The sequence below is a fragment of the Streptomyces sp. NPDC056835 genome, assembly GCF_042789485.1.
Lineage (GTDB): Bacteria > Actinomycetota > Actinomycetes > Streptomycetales > Streptomycetaceae > Streptomyces.
Window position 1 is genome coordinate 121,814 of sequence record NZ_JBHUBB010000005.1, and the last position, 15,039, is coordinate 136,852.

General features: G+C 71.6%; 15 protein-coding genes. 4 read left to right on the top strand and 11 right to left on the bottom strand.

What is annotated here, in order from left to right; all coding sequences use genetic code 11:
* Positions 1 to 126: 126 nt before the first annotated feature.
* The 6 genes from ACFRMN_RS07665 to ACFRMN_RS07690 form a co-directional block, all read right to left on the bottom strand.
* Complete coding sequence (locus ACFRMN_RS07665) at positions 127 to 1,242, bottom strand: PP2C family protein-serine/threonine phosphatase (RefSeq protein WP_383014796.1); 1,116 nt, start codon at positions 1,240 to 1,242, stop codon at positions 127 to 129.
* A gap of 116 nt (positions 1,243 to 1,358) precedes the next feature.
* Complete coding sequence (locus tag ACFRMN_RS07670) at positions 1,359 to 2,993, bottom strand: alpha/beta hydrolase (RefSeq protein WP_383014798.1); 1,635 nt, start codon at positions 2,991 to 2,993, stop codon at positions 1,359 to 1,361.
* A gap of 242 nt (positions 2,994 to 3,235) precedes the next feature.
* On the bottom strand, positions 3,236 to 4,210 hold the full coding sequence (locus ACFRMN_RS07675) for a TIGR04222 domain-containing membrane protein (RefSeq protein WP_383014801.1): 975 nt from the start codon (positions 4,208 to 4,210) through the stop codon (positions 3,236 to 3,238).
* Between the two features lie 6 nt (positions 4,211 to 4,216).
* Positions 4,217 to 5,566 (bottom strand): DUF692 domain-containing protein, encoded by a 1,350-nt coding sequence (locus tag ACFRMN_RS07680; RefSeq protein WP_383014804.1) that lies wholly within the window; start codon positions 5,564 to 5,566, stop codon positions 4,217 to 4,219.
* A gap of 180 nt (positions 5,567 to 5,746) precedes the next feature.
* The gene (locus ACFRMN_RS07685) at positions 5,747 to 6,526 is read right to left on the bottom strand and encodes a DUF4142 domain-containing protein (RefSeq protein ID WP_383014807.1); all 780 of its coding nucleotides are present in this window, start codon (positions 6,524 to 6,526) and stop codon (positions 5,747 to 5,749) included.
* Between the two features lie 197 nt (positions 6,527 to 6,723).
* Positions 6,724 to 7,482, bottom strand: coding sequence for a peptidyl-tRNA hydrolase (locus tag ACFRMN_RS07690; RefSeq protein ID WP_383014810.1), 759 nt, complete (start codon positions 7,480 to 7,482; stop codon positions 6,724 to 6,726).
* 87 nt (positions 7,483 to 7,569) lie between these two features.
* On the opposite strand from ACFRMN_RS07690, the gene ACFRMN_RS07695 reads away from it, so the two are divergent.
* Together ACFRMN_RS07695 and ACFRMN_RS07700 are read left to right on the top strand one after the other, a co-directional pair.
* The gene (locus ACFRMN_RS07695; RefSeq protein ID WP_383014813.1) at positions 7,570 to 8,247 is read left to right on the top strand and encodes an AIM24 family protein; all 678 of its coding nucleotides are present in this window, start codon (positions 7,570 to 7,572) and stop codon (positions 8,245 to 8,247) included.
* 81 nt (positions 8,248 to 8,328) lie between these two features.
* On the top strand, positions 8,329 to 8,478 hold the full coding sequence (locus tag ACFRMN_RS07700; RefSeq protein WP_383014816.1) for a hypothetical protein: 150 nt from the start codon (positions 8,329 to 8,331) through the stop codon (positions 8,476 to 8,478).
* A gap of 45 nt (positions 8,479 to 8,523) precedes the next feature.
* On the opposite strand, the gene ACFRMN_RS07705 is transcribed toward ACFRMN_RS07700, so the two are convergent.
* The 5 genes from ACFRMN_RS07705 to zapE form a co-directional block, all read right to left on the bottom strand.
* Positions 8,524 to 9,369, bottom strand: coding sequence for a polysaccharide deacetylase family protein (locus ACFRMN_RS07705; RefSeq protein WP_383014819.1), 846 nt, complete (start codon positions 9,367 to 9,369; stop codon positions 8,524 to 8,526).
* Between the two features lie 85 nt (positions 9,370 to 9,454).
* Positions 9,455 to 10,339, bottom strand: a complete 885-nt coding sequence (locus ACFRMN_RS07710; protein ID WP_383014822.1) for a PPK2 family polyphosphate kinase — start codon at positions 10,337 to 10,339, stop codon at positions 9,455 to 9,457.
* Positions 10,340 to 10,414: 75 nt separating this feature from the next.
* The gene (locus ACFRMN_RS07715) at positions 10,415 to 11,782 is read right to left on the bottom strand and encodes an alkaline phosphatase PhoX (protein WP_383014825.1); all 1,368 of its coding nucleotides are present in this window, start codon (positions 11,780 to 11,782) and stop codon (positions 10,415 to 10,417) included.
* A 102-nt stretch (positions 11,783 to 11,884) separates the two neighbouring features.
* A complete protein-coding gene (locus ACFRMN_RS07720; RefSeq protein ID WP_383014828.1) occupies positions 11,885 to 12,310 on the bottom strand; it encodes an OsmC family protein in 426 nt (141 codons plus the stop codon).
* Between the two features lie 130 nt (positions 12,311 to 12,440).
* Positions 12,441 to 13,538 (bottom strand): cell division protein ZapE, encoded by a 1,098-nt coding sequence (gene zapE / locus ACFRMN_RS07725; RefSeq protein ID WP_383014831.1) that lies wholly within the window; start codon positions 13,536 to 13,538, stop codon positions 12,441 to 12,443.
* 37 nt (positions 13,539 to 13,575) lie between these two features.
* Between zapE and ACFRMN_RS07730 the strand changes: the two genes are divergently transcribed.
* Entirely contained in the window at positions 13,576 to 14,424 is an 849-nt protein-coding gene (locus tag ACFRMN_RS07730; RefSeq protein ID WP_383014833.1) for a pyrimidine reductase family protein, read from the top strand.
* Between the two features lie 130 nt (positions 14,425 to 14,554).
* Positions 14,555 to 15,025, top strand: a complete 471-nt coding sequence (locus ACFRMN_RS07735) for an indole-3-glycerol phosphate synthase (RefSeq protein WP_249947821.1) — start codon at positions 14,555 to 14,557, stop codon at positions 15,023 to 15,025.
* Positions 15,026 to 15,039 lie beyond the last annotated feature (14 nt).

The following is a 15,039-nucleotide window of genomic DNA, read 5'->3' on the forward strand; positions in this document are numbered from 1 at the left end:
CCCGCGGAAACGTGGTGACCTGCGGGGGAGGTTCGCCTTCTTTCCCCGTTCGTCCCGGTCCCGCGACGATCGCGGCCGATGGAACCCGAGTCGGTACGGAACCGAGTCACGAACAAACCAGCGGGGTCATAGCCGCACGATGACCATGGCGGTGTCGTCGGTGACGCCGCCCGGCGGGAGCAGGTCGGCCAGCAGGGCGTCGGCGAGGGTTTCGGGGTCGGCGGCCCGGTGGTGGGCCAGGGAGCGGGCGAGCCGGGCGAGGCCCGTGTCGATGTCTTCGTGGCGGCGTTCGATCAGGCCGTCGGTGTACAGCATGAGAACGGAGCCTTCGGTGAAGGGCACGGTGGCCTGGGGGCGGGGGGCGTGTTCGGGGCGGGCGCCGAGCGGGGGATCGGTGGCCCGGTCAAGGAACTCGACGGTGCCGTCCTTGTGCAGGAGGGCCGGCGGCGGGTGGCCGGCGCTGCTGTAGGTGATGGTGTGGGTGTTCCAGTCGATGAACGCGGTGGCCGCGGTGGTGTTCTCGGCGCCCTCGACGGAGCGGGCGTAGAGCCCGAGGACTTCCAGGGCCCGGGCGGGCCCGTCGGTGGTGCGGGAGGCGGCGCTGAGCGCGCTGCGCAGTTGCCCCATGACCTGGGCGGCGGGCAGACCGTGTCCGACGACATCGCCGACGGCGACCGCGCCGCGGTCGCCGTCCAGGTCCACCAGGTCGTACCAGTCACCGCACACGTCCAGCGTGTCGACGGCGGGCCGGTAGCGTGCGGCCGACGGGTGGCTCCCGAGGCAGCGGGGAGTGGGCAGCATCGCCTCTTGCAGGCTCAGCGCCACCTCGCGGGCGCGGATGAGTTCGGTGACATCCTCCACCCGGTGCATCAGCAGCGCCACCCGCCCGTCCGGGCCGAAGACGGGGGTGTTGATCATGCTCCAGTACTGTTCTCGCCGCATCCCGGGCCGCTCGGGGTCCTCCCTGTCGTAGCGCTGCATCATCGTCTCGCGCTCACCTGTCTCCACCACCCGGCGCAGTGATGCCACGATGTTGCGCACCACGGCCGCGCCGGGGTCGCTCGGACTGTGGGCGAAATCGTCCCCGATATAGCGGCCGCCGGCGGCCTGCTCGCGAGTGCGGCCCATCTGCCGCAGGAACTCTTCGTTGACGTCGATATAGAGCAGCTGCGGGGTCAGCAGCACCACCGCCCCGGGAAGGGCCTGGAACACCGCTTTGTAGTCGATCTCCGGTTCCGTCACGTCTGTCTCGCCTCGACGCCACCGATGCTGTGTCTTTTGCTGTGTCTTTCACGATAGGCGCGGTGAGCCGGGGCAGCGACGCGACGCGGACCGGGGGCCCGGGCCTCGGTGCCGGCTCAGAGACGCACACCCGGATTGAGCCGGCTCCGCAGTTCGACGAGCCTGTCGGCCGGTCTCGGCGACGCCGGGTCAGGCTCGGCGTGCGGCGCGCAGTCGGCGCGCGGCACCGGCGCCTTTCCGTGCAGCAGGTAGTCCTCCACATAGGCGGTGACGCAGGCGTTGCCGCCGCCCGACACCCCGTGTGTACCGGCGTCCCGCTCGGTCACCAGGGCCGAACCGGCCAGCCGCTCGTGCAGCTCCACCGCCCCCTCGTACGGCGTCGCCGCGTCCCGCTCCGCCGCCAGGATCAGCGTGGGCGGCAACTGGCCCGGCCGGGCGCGGACTTCGGCCGGCCGCTGCCGCGGCGCGGTCCAGTAGGCGCAGGGCAGATTCATCCACGCGTTGTCCCAGGTCTCGAACGGCGCGCGCTGCGCCAGCGCGCTGTTGTCGCGGTCCCACACCGCGAAGTCCGTGGGCCAGGGCGCGTCATTGCACTCGATCGCGGTATAGACCGCGCCGGCGTTCTCGCTCTCCGCGGCGTCGGCCTGACGGGGCGCGGCCTGCTCGATCAGCGGCTGCTGATTGCCCTTCAGATACTCGGAGAGGGCCGTGGCGCGCGCTGGCCAGTAGTCGTCGTAGTAACCGGCCGCGAGCATCGCCGCCTGGAGCTGGCCCGGTCCGACCTTCCCGCCGGCCGGCTTGTGCGCGACTCCCGCGCGTACCCTCTCGTAACTCTGCCGTACCCGCTCGGCGTCGGTGCCCAGGTGGTACGTCGCGTCATGCTTGGCCACCCAGGTACGGAAGTCCTCCCAGCGCCGCTCGAACGCGACCGACTGGTCGAGGTTGTTGCGGTACCAGATCTGCTCGGGGTCCGGGTTCACGGCGGAGTCGAGGACCATCCGGCCCACATGCGAGGGGAAGAGTGTCGCGTAGAGCGCGCCGAAGTAGGTCCCGTACGAGGCGCCCATGAAGGTCAGCTTCCGCTCGCCGAGCGCCGCGCGCAGCACATCCAGATCGCGGGCGTTGTTCAGCGAGTTGTAGTGGGGGAGCGCGGGGCCGGCGGCGCGCGCACAGCCCTGCGCGTACGCCTTGGCCTCGGCGATCCGCTCCCGTTTGTACGACGCGGAGGGATGGACGGGGGACTGCGTCGGGGCTTTGACGTGGTCCCCCGGATCCTCGCAGGAGAGCGGGGCGGAACGGCCCACTCCGCGAGGGGCGTAGCCGATGAGGTCGTACGCCTCGGCGATCCGCTTCCAGTGGGGCACCTCGGCGGCCATCGGGAAGTACATGCCGGAGGCGCCGGGACCGCCGGGGTTGAAGACCAGCGCGCCCTGCCGCCGCTCCTGACTCCCGCTCGCGGGCACCCGGCTGACGGTGAGGCTGATCGTCGTGCCGTCGGGTTCGGTGTAGTCGAGCGGGACCTCGACCGTACCGCAGACGATGGGGTCGGGCAGCCGCTCGGCCTTCGGACAGGCGCCGAACGTGATGCCGGCGGTGGCGGCGCGCTGGGCGGCGCGGGCGACACCGCGGGCCGCGCTGGTGGTGGCCTGGGCGCCGGTGGCGTCGGCGCCGTCCGCGGGAACGACGACGAGGGCCGACAGGACCACGGAGCCGAGGGTGGCCAGCGCCCCGTATTTCGCTACTGCTCTCATCGCTTACCCCTCTGTGCGTGCGGATCGGAGGATGATCCGAGGACCGAGGGTCGGCGGAGGGACGGGGGCGGACAAGCATCCGTACGCGGTGTCGGTCGCAATGACCCCGATGCGTCGTCCGGCCACTCCGAAGGGTCTGGGCAGTGGCCGGACGGTACGGGATGTGCCGCCGGGACCGCCAGGATCGCCAGGGCTACCGTGATCGCTGGGACTCGCCCGGACCGCCGGGACCGCCCGGTCCCTTATGAACCCCCGCCACCCCCACAGCCGCCGCCTCCGCCGCAACTGCTGCCGCCTCCGCCCCCATCCCCGCCGGAACCGCCGGAACCTCCGCCTCCGCAGGAACTCGCGCCACAGCCCGACCCCGAGCCGCCGCATCCCGTACCCGAGCCGGGCTCGGCGCCGGAGCACCAGGCCACCACGACCGCGGACGCGTGCGCCGCCGGTGCGAAGTCACGCCCCGGCCGCATCCGCGCGGCGGTACGCAACCGCCCCCGCAACTCCGGGTCAGGCACCCCGTCCACCCCATGCGCCGCGACCTGGTGCGCCGCCGAGGCGTCGGTGTACGCGAGCCCCGCGACGAAGTCGCGCAGCGCCCGCCGCCCCGCTCCGGTGATCCGCCGCCCGGCGAAGGCCGCGCAGACGAACCCCGTGATCATGCCCCCGAACAGGACCGGCACCAGCGAGAACGCCCACATCCCGCTGGGACCGAAGTCCAGGGAACCGAAGGCCACCAGCGCGCCCGCGATGAACGACACGGGCAGGGCGGCGAAGCAGAGCGCCCCCTGGGTGATGCCCCAGGTCCGCCACGGGCGCGTGCGCGCGCGTGGCATCACCAGCCCGCGCGCCGCGAGTGCGTCGCCCACCTGCTGTACGGCCTGGGAGCGCATCACCGCGAGGCGCAGCGCGTGCAGGGCGCCGCTGGGCGCCATGGCGTGCTCCTGGAGCACGGCCCGCTCCACCGGGTGATGGGCGACAGGCCGGAGTACGGCGACGATGCCGGGGCCGCCGATGGCCAGCCGGCCGTCCGCCCGCATCCCGGCGAGCGCGGCGTCCACGACCCTGCCGGGACCGCCGCCGAGGAACGCGGCCTCCCACACGTCATGGACGACGGGTGCGCCCGTCACCGCGCCGCGCGACCTGACCACCCCGGCGATCAGCAGGACGGAGGAGACGGCGACCGCGAGAGCGACGCAGGCGAGGAGGAGGGTCGTCATCGCCCGTCACCTCCCGACCAGCGCGGTACGGGCCACGCGGAGGAACCGGGTCGCCCGGCGCGGTGGCCGCGCGGCGGCCCGCTCGCGCCACCAGAGGGTCAGCCGCCGCCGGGCGGCGGAGTCCTCGGGCCGCCCCTCGATCAGCAGACTCTCGGCGAAGTCGAGCGCGTCGCGGCGATATCCGGCGCGCATGGGCGTGTGCGCGGCGTACGCCAGGAACGCCGGGCGGAAGCCCTTGCCGAGGATCTCCGGCAGCTCGGGGGCTACCTTGGCGATGACCCCGGCGCGTTTGGCGGCGAGGGCCCGGCTCTGCACGCGCAGCCGCCGCGGATCGAACCCCTCGGGTACGGGCGTACCGGCGACCAGTGAGGAGAGCAGGGCGGTCTCACTCAGCGCGAGCCGGCCGCGGGCGGCGTCGGTGTCGCTCGCGGCCGGCTCCGCCGTAACCCCCTCCTCCGTCACCCCTTGACCTGTCCCCGTACCCGCACCCGGCGCCACCGGACGCGGAGGCGCGACGGCCGTGGTCGTGGCCGTGATCGTCTCCCGGATCGTGGTGAGTTCACCGGCCAGCTCCGCCGCGGGCGGGAAGTCGTCGTCCCGTTCCAGCAGGACGCCCGGCGGGGCGACCCGGGCGCGCAGCTCGGCCAGTACGTCAAGTACCGGCGCGGTGACCGGGTGCGCGTGTGTGTCGTGCCAGACGCCGTCGCGCTCGATCCCGCCCGCGACATGGACGTACGCGATGGCCTCGACCGGCAGTTCGTCCAGGGCCTTCGCCGGATCCTCGCCCCGGTTCACCTTGTTCGTGTGCAGATTGGCGACATCGATCAGCAGCCGTACGCCCGTGCGCTCGACCAGCTCCGCGAGGAACCGCCCCTCGCTCATCTCCTCGTCCGGCCAGCGGATCAGCGCGGCGATGTTCTCCACGGCGAGCGGCACGGGCAGCGAGTCCTGGGCGATCCGTATGTTCTCGCAGAGCACGCGCAGGGCGTCCCGGGTGCGCGGGACCGGCAGCAGATGACCGGCTTCCAGGACGGGGGACGCGGTGAGCGCCCCGCCGGCCCGTACGAACGCGATGTGCTCGGTGACCAGGGGGGAGCCGAGGGCCTGGGCGCGCTCCGCGAGATCCGCGAGCCGCCCCGCGTCCGGACGGTCCGCTCCGCCGAGGCCGAGCGAGACCCCGTGCGGTACGACGGTGACGCCGCGTTCCCGCAGCCGTACCAGCGAGTCGGGCAGATGGCCGGGGCACAGATTCTCCGCGACGGCCTCGACCCAGTCGACACCGGACAGCGCCTCGACCGTGTCCGCGATCTCCGGGCGCCAGCCGATGCCGATCCCCAGCTGTGGTGTGTCGTTCATGGCTCCCCCTCCTCGGTGTCCGAGGTCTTCCCCTGTCCGCGACGGGCGCGGTGGGGAGGTAATGACCCCGAGGCGCGCCGATGAATCCGCAGAGGGGGACGTTCAGAGGTTGATTTGAGGTTCCACGCGCGCCGCCGGGTTTCGTGAGTGCCGGACGGATCCCGGGTGGCGGACGGAGCTCTACGGGTCGGTCCCCGGCGCCGGCCGGTCGGTGTTGATCGCCGTCGGAGCGCCCGGCTGGGTGGAGGGCCGGGAGGTGAAGGTGTCGTTGCCGGTGGGCGCCACCGCGTCCGGCGCGGGCGGCAGATTCCCGTTCGGGGGCGGCGGTCCGGTCGGGCTGGCTGTCATGGTGCCCGCCGCCTCGTTGGCGAGGGAGTCGAAGTCGACCATGCCGGTGGCCTCCAGCATCGTGATGTGGTCCAGCACGGTCTGGTTGGCGTCACTCGCCAGCTGCCGTATCAGCGTGTTTCTGGTGGTGTGCCGGACCTGCGCGATCAACGCGAAGACCTTGCCGTGGGCATTGCGCAGCAGATTGGCGAACTTCCGCTCGTACTCCTGGCCGGTGGCCGCCGACAGTTCCCTGAGCCAGCCCTGCTGCTGCTCGTTCGGCTGGTTCGGCAGCTCGACCCCGAGCTTCGCCGCGACATCGCGGGCCCGCTTGTCGAGATCGGTGTGGCCGATGACCAGATGGTCACCGCACTCCTTGATCGCTTGGCTGGGGGCGCGTTCGATGGCCTGCTGTCCGGCCGGCAGCTCCCAGAGCCCGGCGAGCCGCACCTTCACCAGAAGATCGCGGTCGGTCGCGGAGAGCGGGCCCCACTGGGTGGCCACGCTGGACGCGTTGAGATTCGCCTGACCGGTGCCGGAGCGGTCGGCGTAGGACCATACGGGGAAGGCCAGGGCCCCGACCGTGACGACCAGTGCCGCGATGATGAGCGCCGTACCGTTGATGCGTCGCAACAATGTGCTGCCTCCCGAACCGAATTCCGACACCGCTGACCCGACCGCCGGCCTCGACGGCGGTTCAACCCGCTTGGCGGTACTGGGAGATACGTACGGCCAGGCCGCGGTGTTCAGCTCCGCGGCGCCGGATGATCAGCTGAATGCCGGGAACACGCGCCCCCCACCGCCCCGTGTCGGAACGCGGAGCAGCCCGCCTACGGCCGCCGTTCACGCGGGAGCGGACAGAAGCGACTGCCCCCTTCGGCCACGACAGTTCTCCCGGGCGCGATCTCGGTGAATCCGGCGTCATGGACCACCGGCAGTCCACTGGTGGTGAGTTCGCGCCAGCGCCTCGCGTCGGCGGTACGTACGGCGAGCGGGAAGCCGGCCTCGCGCCAGGCCTTGCGCTCCGTCTCCGACAGCTCCCACCAGGCGAGTTGGGCGCCGTGCCCGGCCTGGGCCATGGCCTTGCCCGCCGACATGTCGAGATCGGGGCTGAGCCAGAGCACGGGCAGCGCCGGGTCCGGCGCGGGCGGCGCCTCGGTGTCTGCCAGCTCGGTTCCGGAGACCTGGAGCTTCGCCAGCTCCTTGGGCCAGCCGTCGAGCGGGATGGGCGGGTAGACCCGTACCTCGGCGGCGGACGCCGTCTCCGTCGTGTGTCCCGCGCCCAGGACCGTGAGCCCGGGGAGCGCGGAGGCGCGGCGCCACTCCGCGCCGCGCGCCCTCCGTACCACCTTGCGGATCCGGGCGTCCTGCCAGTCCCGTATGGCGCTCGCCCACTCGCCCTCGCCCACCGACCGCTCGTCGGAGAGCATGACGAGCACCGCGCGGGCGGCCGTCTCCAGGGCGTCGGTACGGGCGGGCGGCGCGGCCTTCTCGATCCGGACCACCAGCGGCAGTACGAACTGGGGGGCCTCGTCGCGGGAGGGCCCGTCGGGCACACTGTCGCCGCGGTCGCTGATGTCACTGCTCACGGGTCCAGTCTGCCAGCAGCCCCGGTCCCGCTTTCTTGGGCAAACCTTTCTTGGCGGAACGGGTGCGTCCGGGTGAGTATGCACGGCATGAAGAGCGACCTCTTTTCCGCCGAGTACCTGGCGCAGCCGGCCACCGCCCCCGGGATGACGCTGCAGAACGCCAAATCGATCAAGTACGCCGTCAACGGCGAGATGTACGCACGGCAGGGATCCATGATCGCCTTCCGCGGCAGCCTCCAGTTCGAACGCAAGGGACAGGGCATCGGCGGCATGCTCAAGCGGGCCGTCACGGGCGAGGGCCTGCCGCTGATGAGTGTCAAGGGCCAGGGCGAGGCATGGTTCGCGCAGGACGCAGCCAGCTGCTTCATCGTCGATGTCGAGCAGGGTGACGCGCTCACCATCAACGGCCGCAATGTGCTCTGTTTCGATCCGACCCTCTCGTACGAGATCAAGACGGTGAAGGGCGCCGGGATGACCGGCGGCGGGCTCTTCAACAGCCTCTTCACCGGCTACGGCAAGCTCGGCGTCATATGCGAGGGCAACCCCATAGTGATCCCCGTCACGGGCCAGGCCCCGGTGTACGTCGACACCGACGCGGTCGTCGGGTGGAGCGCGCAGCTCTCCACCTCGCTGCACCGCTCGCAGTCCGTCGGCTCGATGATCCGCGGCGGCTCGGGCGAGGCCGTCCAGCTGATGCTCCAGGGCGAGGGCTTCGTCATCGTCCGGCCGAGCGAGGCCACCCCGCAGAAGGCCGCCGCGCACTGACCGGCTCCGGGCCCTCCACGGCGACGCGTCCGCGGTGGCCCGTCCGGTCGCGGCGCGGCGGAGCTGAGTACGCTTCCCGGCATGGCGGAGAAAGAGGAAGCGGAAGAGGTCGCGTACGCGGACTGTGTGCTGTGCGCGAAGCCCACCGAGTACCCGGAGACGGTCAGGGGCGCGACTCTCTGTCCCGTCTGCGAGTGGCAGGAAGCCCAGCGGACGGCGTGCTCGGGCTGACCGCCGTCCCGCCGGGCCGGTTCAGCCGCCCCGGGCCGCGCCCGGTCAGTGGCTCATCAGCTCGGAGACCTTGACGAACCGGTAGCCCTGCTTCCGCAGCTCGGGAACGATCTGCTCCACGGCGTCCTCCGTCACCGGCGCCGCGCTGCGCGTGCAGTGCATCACCACCAGCGACCCGGGCTTCACGCCCTCCAGCACCTGCTGCGCGACCGCCTCCGCGTCCGTGGCGAAGGCGTCGCCGCTGACGACGTCCCACTGGACCGCGGTCACCTTCGAGGGCGCCAGCGCCCGAAGCGCCGCGTCGTCGTAACAGCCGCCCGGGAAGCGGAAGTACGGCACCACATTGCGCGCCCCGGCCTCGTCGAACGCGGTGAAGGCCCGCTGCACGTCCTCGTTCATCTTCGTCTCGCCGACCCGTGGCAGCCCGTAGCAGTCGGCCGTGAAGGCGTAGTGACTGTAGGAGTGGTTGGCGATCTCGAAGAGCGGGTCCTCGCCGATCGCCTTCGCCTGCGTCGGATACTCCTCGGCCCAGCGGCCCGTCATGAAGACCGTCGAGGGCACTTCCAGCCTGCGCAGCAGGGCGATCAGCGAAGGGTTGTCGAACCGCTCGCCGCGCGCCGCGCGCGTGCCCTGATCCGCCGTCATATCGGCGTCGAAGGTGAGCGCCACGGTCTTGCCCGCGGCCGGGTTCCCGCGCTTGAAGACCGGGGTCAGCCCGCCGGGACCGGGGGCCAGGGTCGGCGGCCCCTTCACCGCCGCGGAACTGGACGTCGCGGCGGCGCGCGCGCCGGAGGAGCCGGAGGTCACGGCCTTGCCGGCGCCGTCGGCGCAACCGGCGAGGGCGGCGCCCAGGACGGCGACGATGGCGAGAATACGTACATATGTGGTCACTCACGGAAAATATATGATGATCCGCCTGGAACGGTCGCACGGCACTCGCCCACGCCGAAGTCGCCCCGTACGGTCACGCGCGGGATCAGCCCGTCGCCAGCAGCTGCCGGCGGCTCTCCTCGACGTCGAAGCCGGCCTCCGGATACGCCGGGTCCAGCGCCTCCAGATGTTCGAGCAGCAGCGTGCTGATCGCCCAGTTGCGGTACCACTTGCGGTCCGCCGGGACCAGGTACCAGGGGGCCGCCGCCGTCGAGCAGCGGTACAGGGCCAGCTCGTAGGCCTCCCGGTAGTCGGGCCACAGAGCGCGGTCCTCGACATCGGACGGGCTGAACTTCCAGTGCTTGTCCGGGTTGTCGAGCCGGGCCAGGAGACGGTCGCGCTGCTCCTCGTGGCCGAGGTGGAGGAAGACCTTCACGATCGTCACACCGTTGTCGGCGAGCCCCTGTTCGAAGCGGTTGATCTGGCCGTAGCGGCGGCCCAGATCGCGCCGGGGGACCAGTTCCCGTACGCGGGCGATCAGGACGTCCTCGTACTGCGAACGGTCGAAGATCCCGATCTCTCCCGGCGCGGGCAGCGCCCGTCTGACCCGCCACAGGAAGGGATGGCTCCGCTCCTCCGGGGTCGGGGTCTTGAAGGCCCTGATCCGGCAGCCCGCCGGATTGAAATGACCGATCACATGTTTGATCGTGCCGCCCTTGCCGCTGGTGTCCATGCCCTGGAGGATCAGCAGCACCCGGCGCCGGTCGCCCGCCGTGCTGGCCGCGTACAGCCGATCCTGGAGACCGGCCAGGCGCTGCGCCAGCGGAGGGACGGCGGCGAGCGCCGCCGCCTTGTTCTCCGGGCCGCCCGGGGTGGCGCGGGAGTCGTACGAGGAGAGGTCGACGGGCTCGCCCTCGGGGATGCGCAGCAGCTCACGGAGCGGCGGTGGTGGCTGTTTCCGCTGTCCCGCTTTTCTGTCCTTCTTCGCCACTGCGCACCCCTTGGATCGGCTCCTTAGAGGGTGCGTCGGATCGGCGCGGTCCGCGACCGCTGACGCCGCCGGGAACTACTCCTGCCAGGGGCCGGTCACCGCGAAGGTCGTCCCCGGCGTATAGCAGTTCACGTACATCGTCGCGCCGTCCGGCGAGAAGGTGACGCCCGCGAACTCGCCCCACTCGGGCTCCTCCGGGGTACCGAGCGCCTGGGCGCCCCGGGCCAGCGCGTACACCTCGCCCCGGCGCGTCACGCCGAACACATGCTGGGCGCCCCCGCCGTCCTCGCACACCATCAGGCCGCCGCTCGGCGCGAGGCAGATGTTGTCGGGGGACTCGCCGGGCAGCTGGATGTCCGTGCCGGGGCCGAAGACGATCACCAGCGTGAGCCGGCCCCGCTTCGGCTCGTACTTCCACACCTGCCCGTAGTGGTCCGCGGCCGAGCCCTCCGCGCCGCGCGCGAAGCTCGACACGAAGTAGACCGCGCGCTCGCCCCAGTAGCAGCCCTCCAGCTTCTGCGCGTGGGTGATGCCCCTGGCGCCGAAGTCCTGGAGGCGGATCGGGGTCTCGCGGGCCGACGGGTCGGGTACGGGGACCCACTCCACCCGGTCGAAGGACGTGCCCGGTTCCTGGACGGCCGACAGGTCGGGCACCTCCGGCACCCGCATGGCCTCCAGGGCGCCGCCCGCGCGCAGCGATCCGGTTCCGCCGTGCGGCTTGCGCGGCAGGAAGCGGTAGAAGAGCCCGAAGGGCCGGTCGAACGCGTCCTCCGTCTCGTACACGATGCCCGTGCCGGGATCGATCGCGATCGCCTCGTGCTGGAAGCGGCCCATGGCGGTCAGCGGTACGGCTCCGGTACGGCGCGGATCGGCGCCGTCGACCTCGAAGACGAAGCCGTGGTCCTTGGTGTAGCCGTTGGTGCCTGCTCTGTCCTCGGTCTCCTCGCAGGTGAGCCAGGTGCCCCAAGGAGTGGGGCCGCCCGCGCAGTTGACGGCGGTTCCGGCGATGGCGACGCGTTCGCCGAGTACGTTGTCGCGGCCGTCCAGCTCCAGCGCCGTACAACCGCCTTTGCCCATCGGGTCGTAGGTGAGGCCGGGCACGGCCGGGACGGGGATCGGGGCGGTGGCGCGGTTCTCGTGATTGCGGACCAGACGCACACCGCCCCGGCGGCCGGGGAAGGCGGCCATACCGTCGTGGTTACTGGGGACCAGGCCCTCGCCGGAGCGCAGCGGGTCGCCCTCCCTGGAGAGGACCTTGTAGCGGAACCCCCGGGGGAGATCGAGCAGGCCGTCCGGGTCGGTGACCAGCGGACCGTAGCCGCGGCGGCCGGGTCCCTGGGCGGCGGCGGTGCCGGAGAAGAGCTCGGAGACGGCTCCGCTGAAGGTGATACCCGCGGCGATGGCGCCGGTGCGGGCGAGGATCTGACGCCGTGTTGCTGACATGAGGCAACTCCCTGTTGGCGGACAGGAGACGTGACCCGCATGTGTGTAGCACGTGTGGTGTGACACGTGAACCATGCGGGCCGCGAGCCTCAGGTGTTCGCGTCAGACCAGCGACGCGCTCAGCGTGATGGTCGTGCCGGTGAGCGCCTGGCTGACCGGGCAGTTCGCCTTGGCGTCCTCGGCCGCCTTCTCGAACTCCGCCGCGTCCAGACCCGGGACCTCGCCCTGAACGGTGAGGTGGATACCGGTGATGCCGGTGCCGGGCTGGAAGGTGACGTCGGCCTGGGTGGTCAGCCTGGTCGGAGGCGTGCCGCCCTTCGCGAGACCGTTGGAGAGCGCCATCGAGAAGCAGCTGGAGTGGGCCGCGGCGATCAGCTCCTCCGGGCTGGTCTTGCCGTTCGCCGCCTCCGCGCGGGAGGGCCAGGAGACCGCCTGGTCGGCGATGCCGGAGGAGTCGAAGGTGATGGTGCCCGTGCCCTGGAGGAGGTTGCCCTCCCAGACCGTGTGCGCCTGGCGCGTGGTGGCCATGATGGAACCCTTCTGCTTGGTTCGTGGTGATACGGGTGTGAGTACAGCAGATGCGATGACGCGGGGTGTTACGGCTTCGGGGTGGGGCGGCTTCGAGGTGGGGCGGTGTCGTGGCGTTATGGCACCGAACCTACTGGGCGACCAGCCCCTTGGCGTCCCGTGCCAGCGCTGTCAGCCGCGAGATCGCCCGGAAGTACTTCTTCCGATAACCGCCGTTCAGCATCTCTTCGCTGAACAGCCGGTCGAAGGGGAGCCCGGAGGCGAGGACGGGCACCTCCCGGTCGTACAGCCGGTCCGCGAGGACGACGAGCCGCAGCGCGGTCGACTGGTCGGGCACCGGCGCGACATCCGTGAGACAGACGGCCCGCACCCCGTCCGTGAGCGCTCCGTACCGGCTCGGATGGACCCGGGAGAGATGTTCGAGCAGCCCGGGGAAGTCGTCCAGGCTGGCGCCCTCGGTCGCGTACGCGGCCCGGGTCACCTCTTCGTCGGAGTACGGGGCGGGAGCGGCGGGCAGTCCGCGGTGCCGGTAGTCCTCGCCGTCGATGCGCAGCGGGCGGAACCGCGCCGACAGGCCCTGGATCTCGCGGAGGAAGTCCGCGGAAGCGAACCGGCCCTCGCCGAGCTTGCCCGGCAGGGTGTTCGAGGTCGCGGCCAGTGCCACCCCCGCGTCGACCAGTTTGCCGAGCAGGGTGGAGACGAGGACGGTGTCGCCCGGATCGTCCAGCTCGAATTCGTCGATGCAGAGGAGCCGGTGGCCGCTGAGCGTCCGTACGGTCTCCTGGAAGCCCAGCGCGCCGACCAGATTGGTCAGCTCCACGAATGTGCCGAAAGCCTTCTGCGCCGGCAGGGCCGGAGTGGCGTGCCAGAGGGACGCCAGCAGATGTGTCTTGCCGACGCCGTAACCGCCGTCCAGATAGACACCGCGCGGTCCGGTGGGGGCCGCGGGCTTTCTGGTGAACCAGCGCCGCCTGCCGTGTCCGCCGCCGGCCGGATGGGCTCCGCCGAGACCCGCCGCGAAGGCGCTCAGGACCGAGACCGCCTCGGTCTGGCTGGGCTGCTGGGGGTCGGGTACGTACGTGTCGAACCGTACGGAGCCGAAGCGCGGCGGCGGCACCATCTCCGCGACCAGCCGGTCGGCGGGGACGCGTGGCTCACGTGCGCAGAGGGAGAGCGGGGCCGCTTCGGTTATCGACTGACGGCCGGACGCCGCGGTGGAGGACGACACAGTTCGTAACTCTATGCGCCATGCCAGACTGCTTCGCATGCGACGCCTGTTCCCTGTGACCGATCAGACACACTCCGCCGCGGCTTCCGGAGGGGATTCGGCCGGTGTGTCGGGCGCGGACCGCGACTGGACGCTCGACGAGCTGGCGGACGCCTACGCGTACCCCGTGGGCACCGCCGCCGACGGCGTCGCACGGCCACGGCCCTGGCTGCGCGCCAACATGGTGTCCACGCTGGACGGCGCCGCCCACCACGAGGGCCGGTCGCAGTCCATCTCCTCCGCCGCCGACATGCGTGTCTTCGGCACTCTGCGGGCGCTCGCCGACGCGGTGGTGGTGGGTGCGGAAACGGTTCGCCTGGAGAAGTACCGGCCGGCCCGCGCCCGCGACGCCTTCGCCGCGCGCCGGGCGGCGGCCGGACAGCGGCCCGCGCCGGTGATCGCCGTGGTCAGCGCGAGTCTGGAGCTGGACTTCTCGCTGCCGCTGTTCACCGCCCCCCTCGTCCCGACGCTCGTGCTGACCGGCGCGGCGGCGCCTGCCGAGCGGATTCTCGCGGCGGAGAAGGCGGGCGTGGAGGTGGTGATCGCCGGGGACGGCTCCGGGGCGGACCCGGAGCGTGTCGTACCCGCCCTGGCGGATCGCGGGCTGGTCCGGCTGCTCACCGAGGGCGGACCGCGGCTGCTCGGACAGTTCGTCGCGGCGGGGGTGCTGGACGAACTGTGTCTGACCGTGTCTCCGATGCTCGCTTCGGGGTACGCGCAGCGCATCGCGGGCGGGCCGGCTCCCGCCGTGCCCGAACGGTTCGCGCTGGCGTCGCTGCTGGAGCAGGACGGGTTCCTCTTCACCCGGTACCGGCGCGTCCGGTCCACCCGGCATCCGCGTGTCTGACAATCAGCGGAATTTGTCGTTCCGGTTAGCTTCCGGTGGGCAGACTTAACGTCACAGACCCCGTGCGGGTACGGGGAAGGATGGTTTCAGCAGTGGGCCGCACGGCCCTGGAAGAAGAAGGGCGCCTGTCGTGTTCACAAGCGTATTGATGATCGAGAAGCCCCTGTCGTCGGAGGACGTGGAGTTCGTCACCACCCTCCACGGCGACGAGGAGATCTCGTTCGTGGTGCTCATGCAGCCGCGTGGTGACCAGGCCGATCTGCTGCTGCGCGCCATCGACGACATCGCGATCGGTGAGCTGCGGGACGCGGCCAGGGAGGACGAGGTGCCGGAGGGCAAGGCGGCCAGACAGCCCGCGGAACTCGCTCTCGAACACTCGCTGGCGCTGCTGCGCGGCCAGGGCTCCGCGGCCACCGGCCAGGTCGTGGAGGAGCATCCGCTCGACCGGCTCAAGGAAGTCGTGGACGAGGCCGGGGCCGATGAGGTGATCGTGCTCACCGAGCCGCACTACGTGGAGGAGTTCTTCCACCGGGACTGGGCGTCCCGGGCGCGGCACAAGGTCGGCGTACCGGTGCTCAAACTCTTCGCGCACAGCGAATAAGCTGGGGTCCGCTA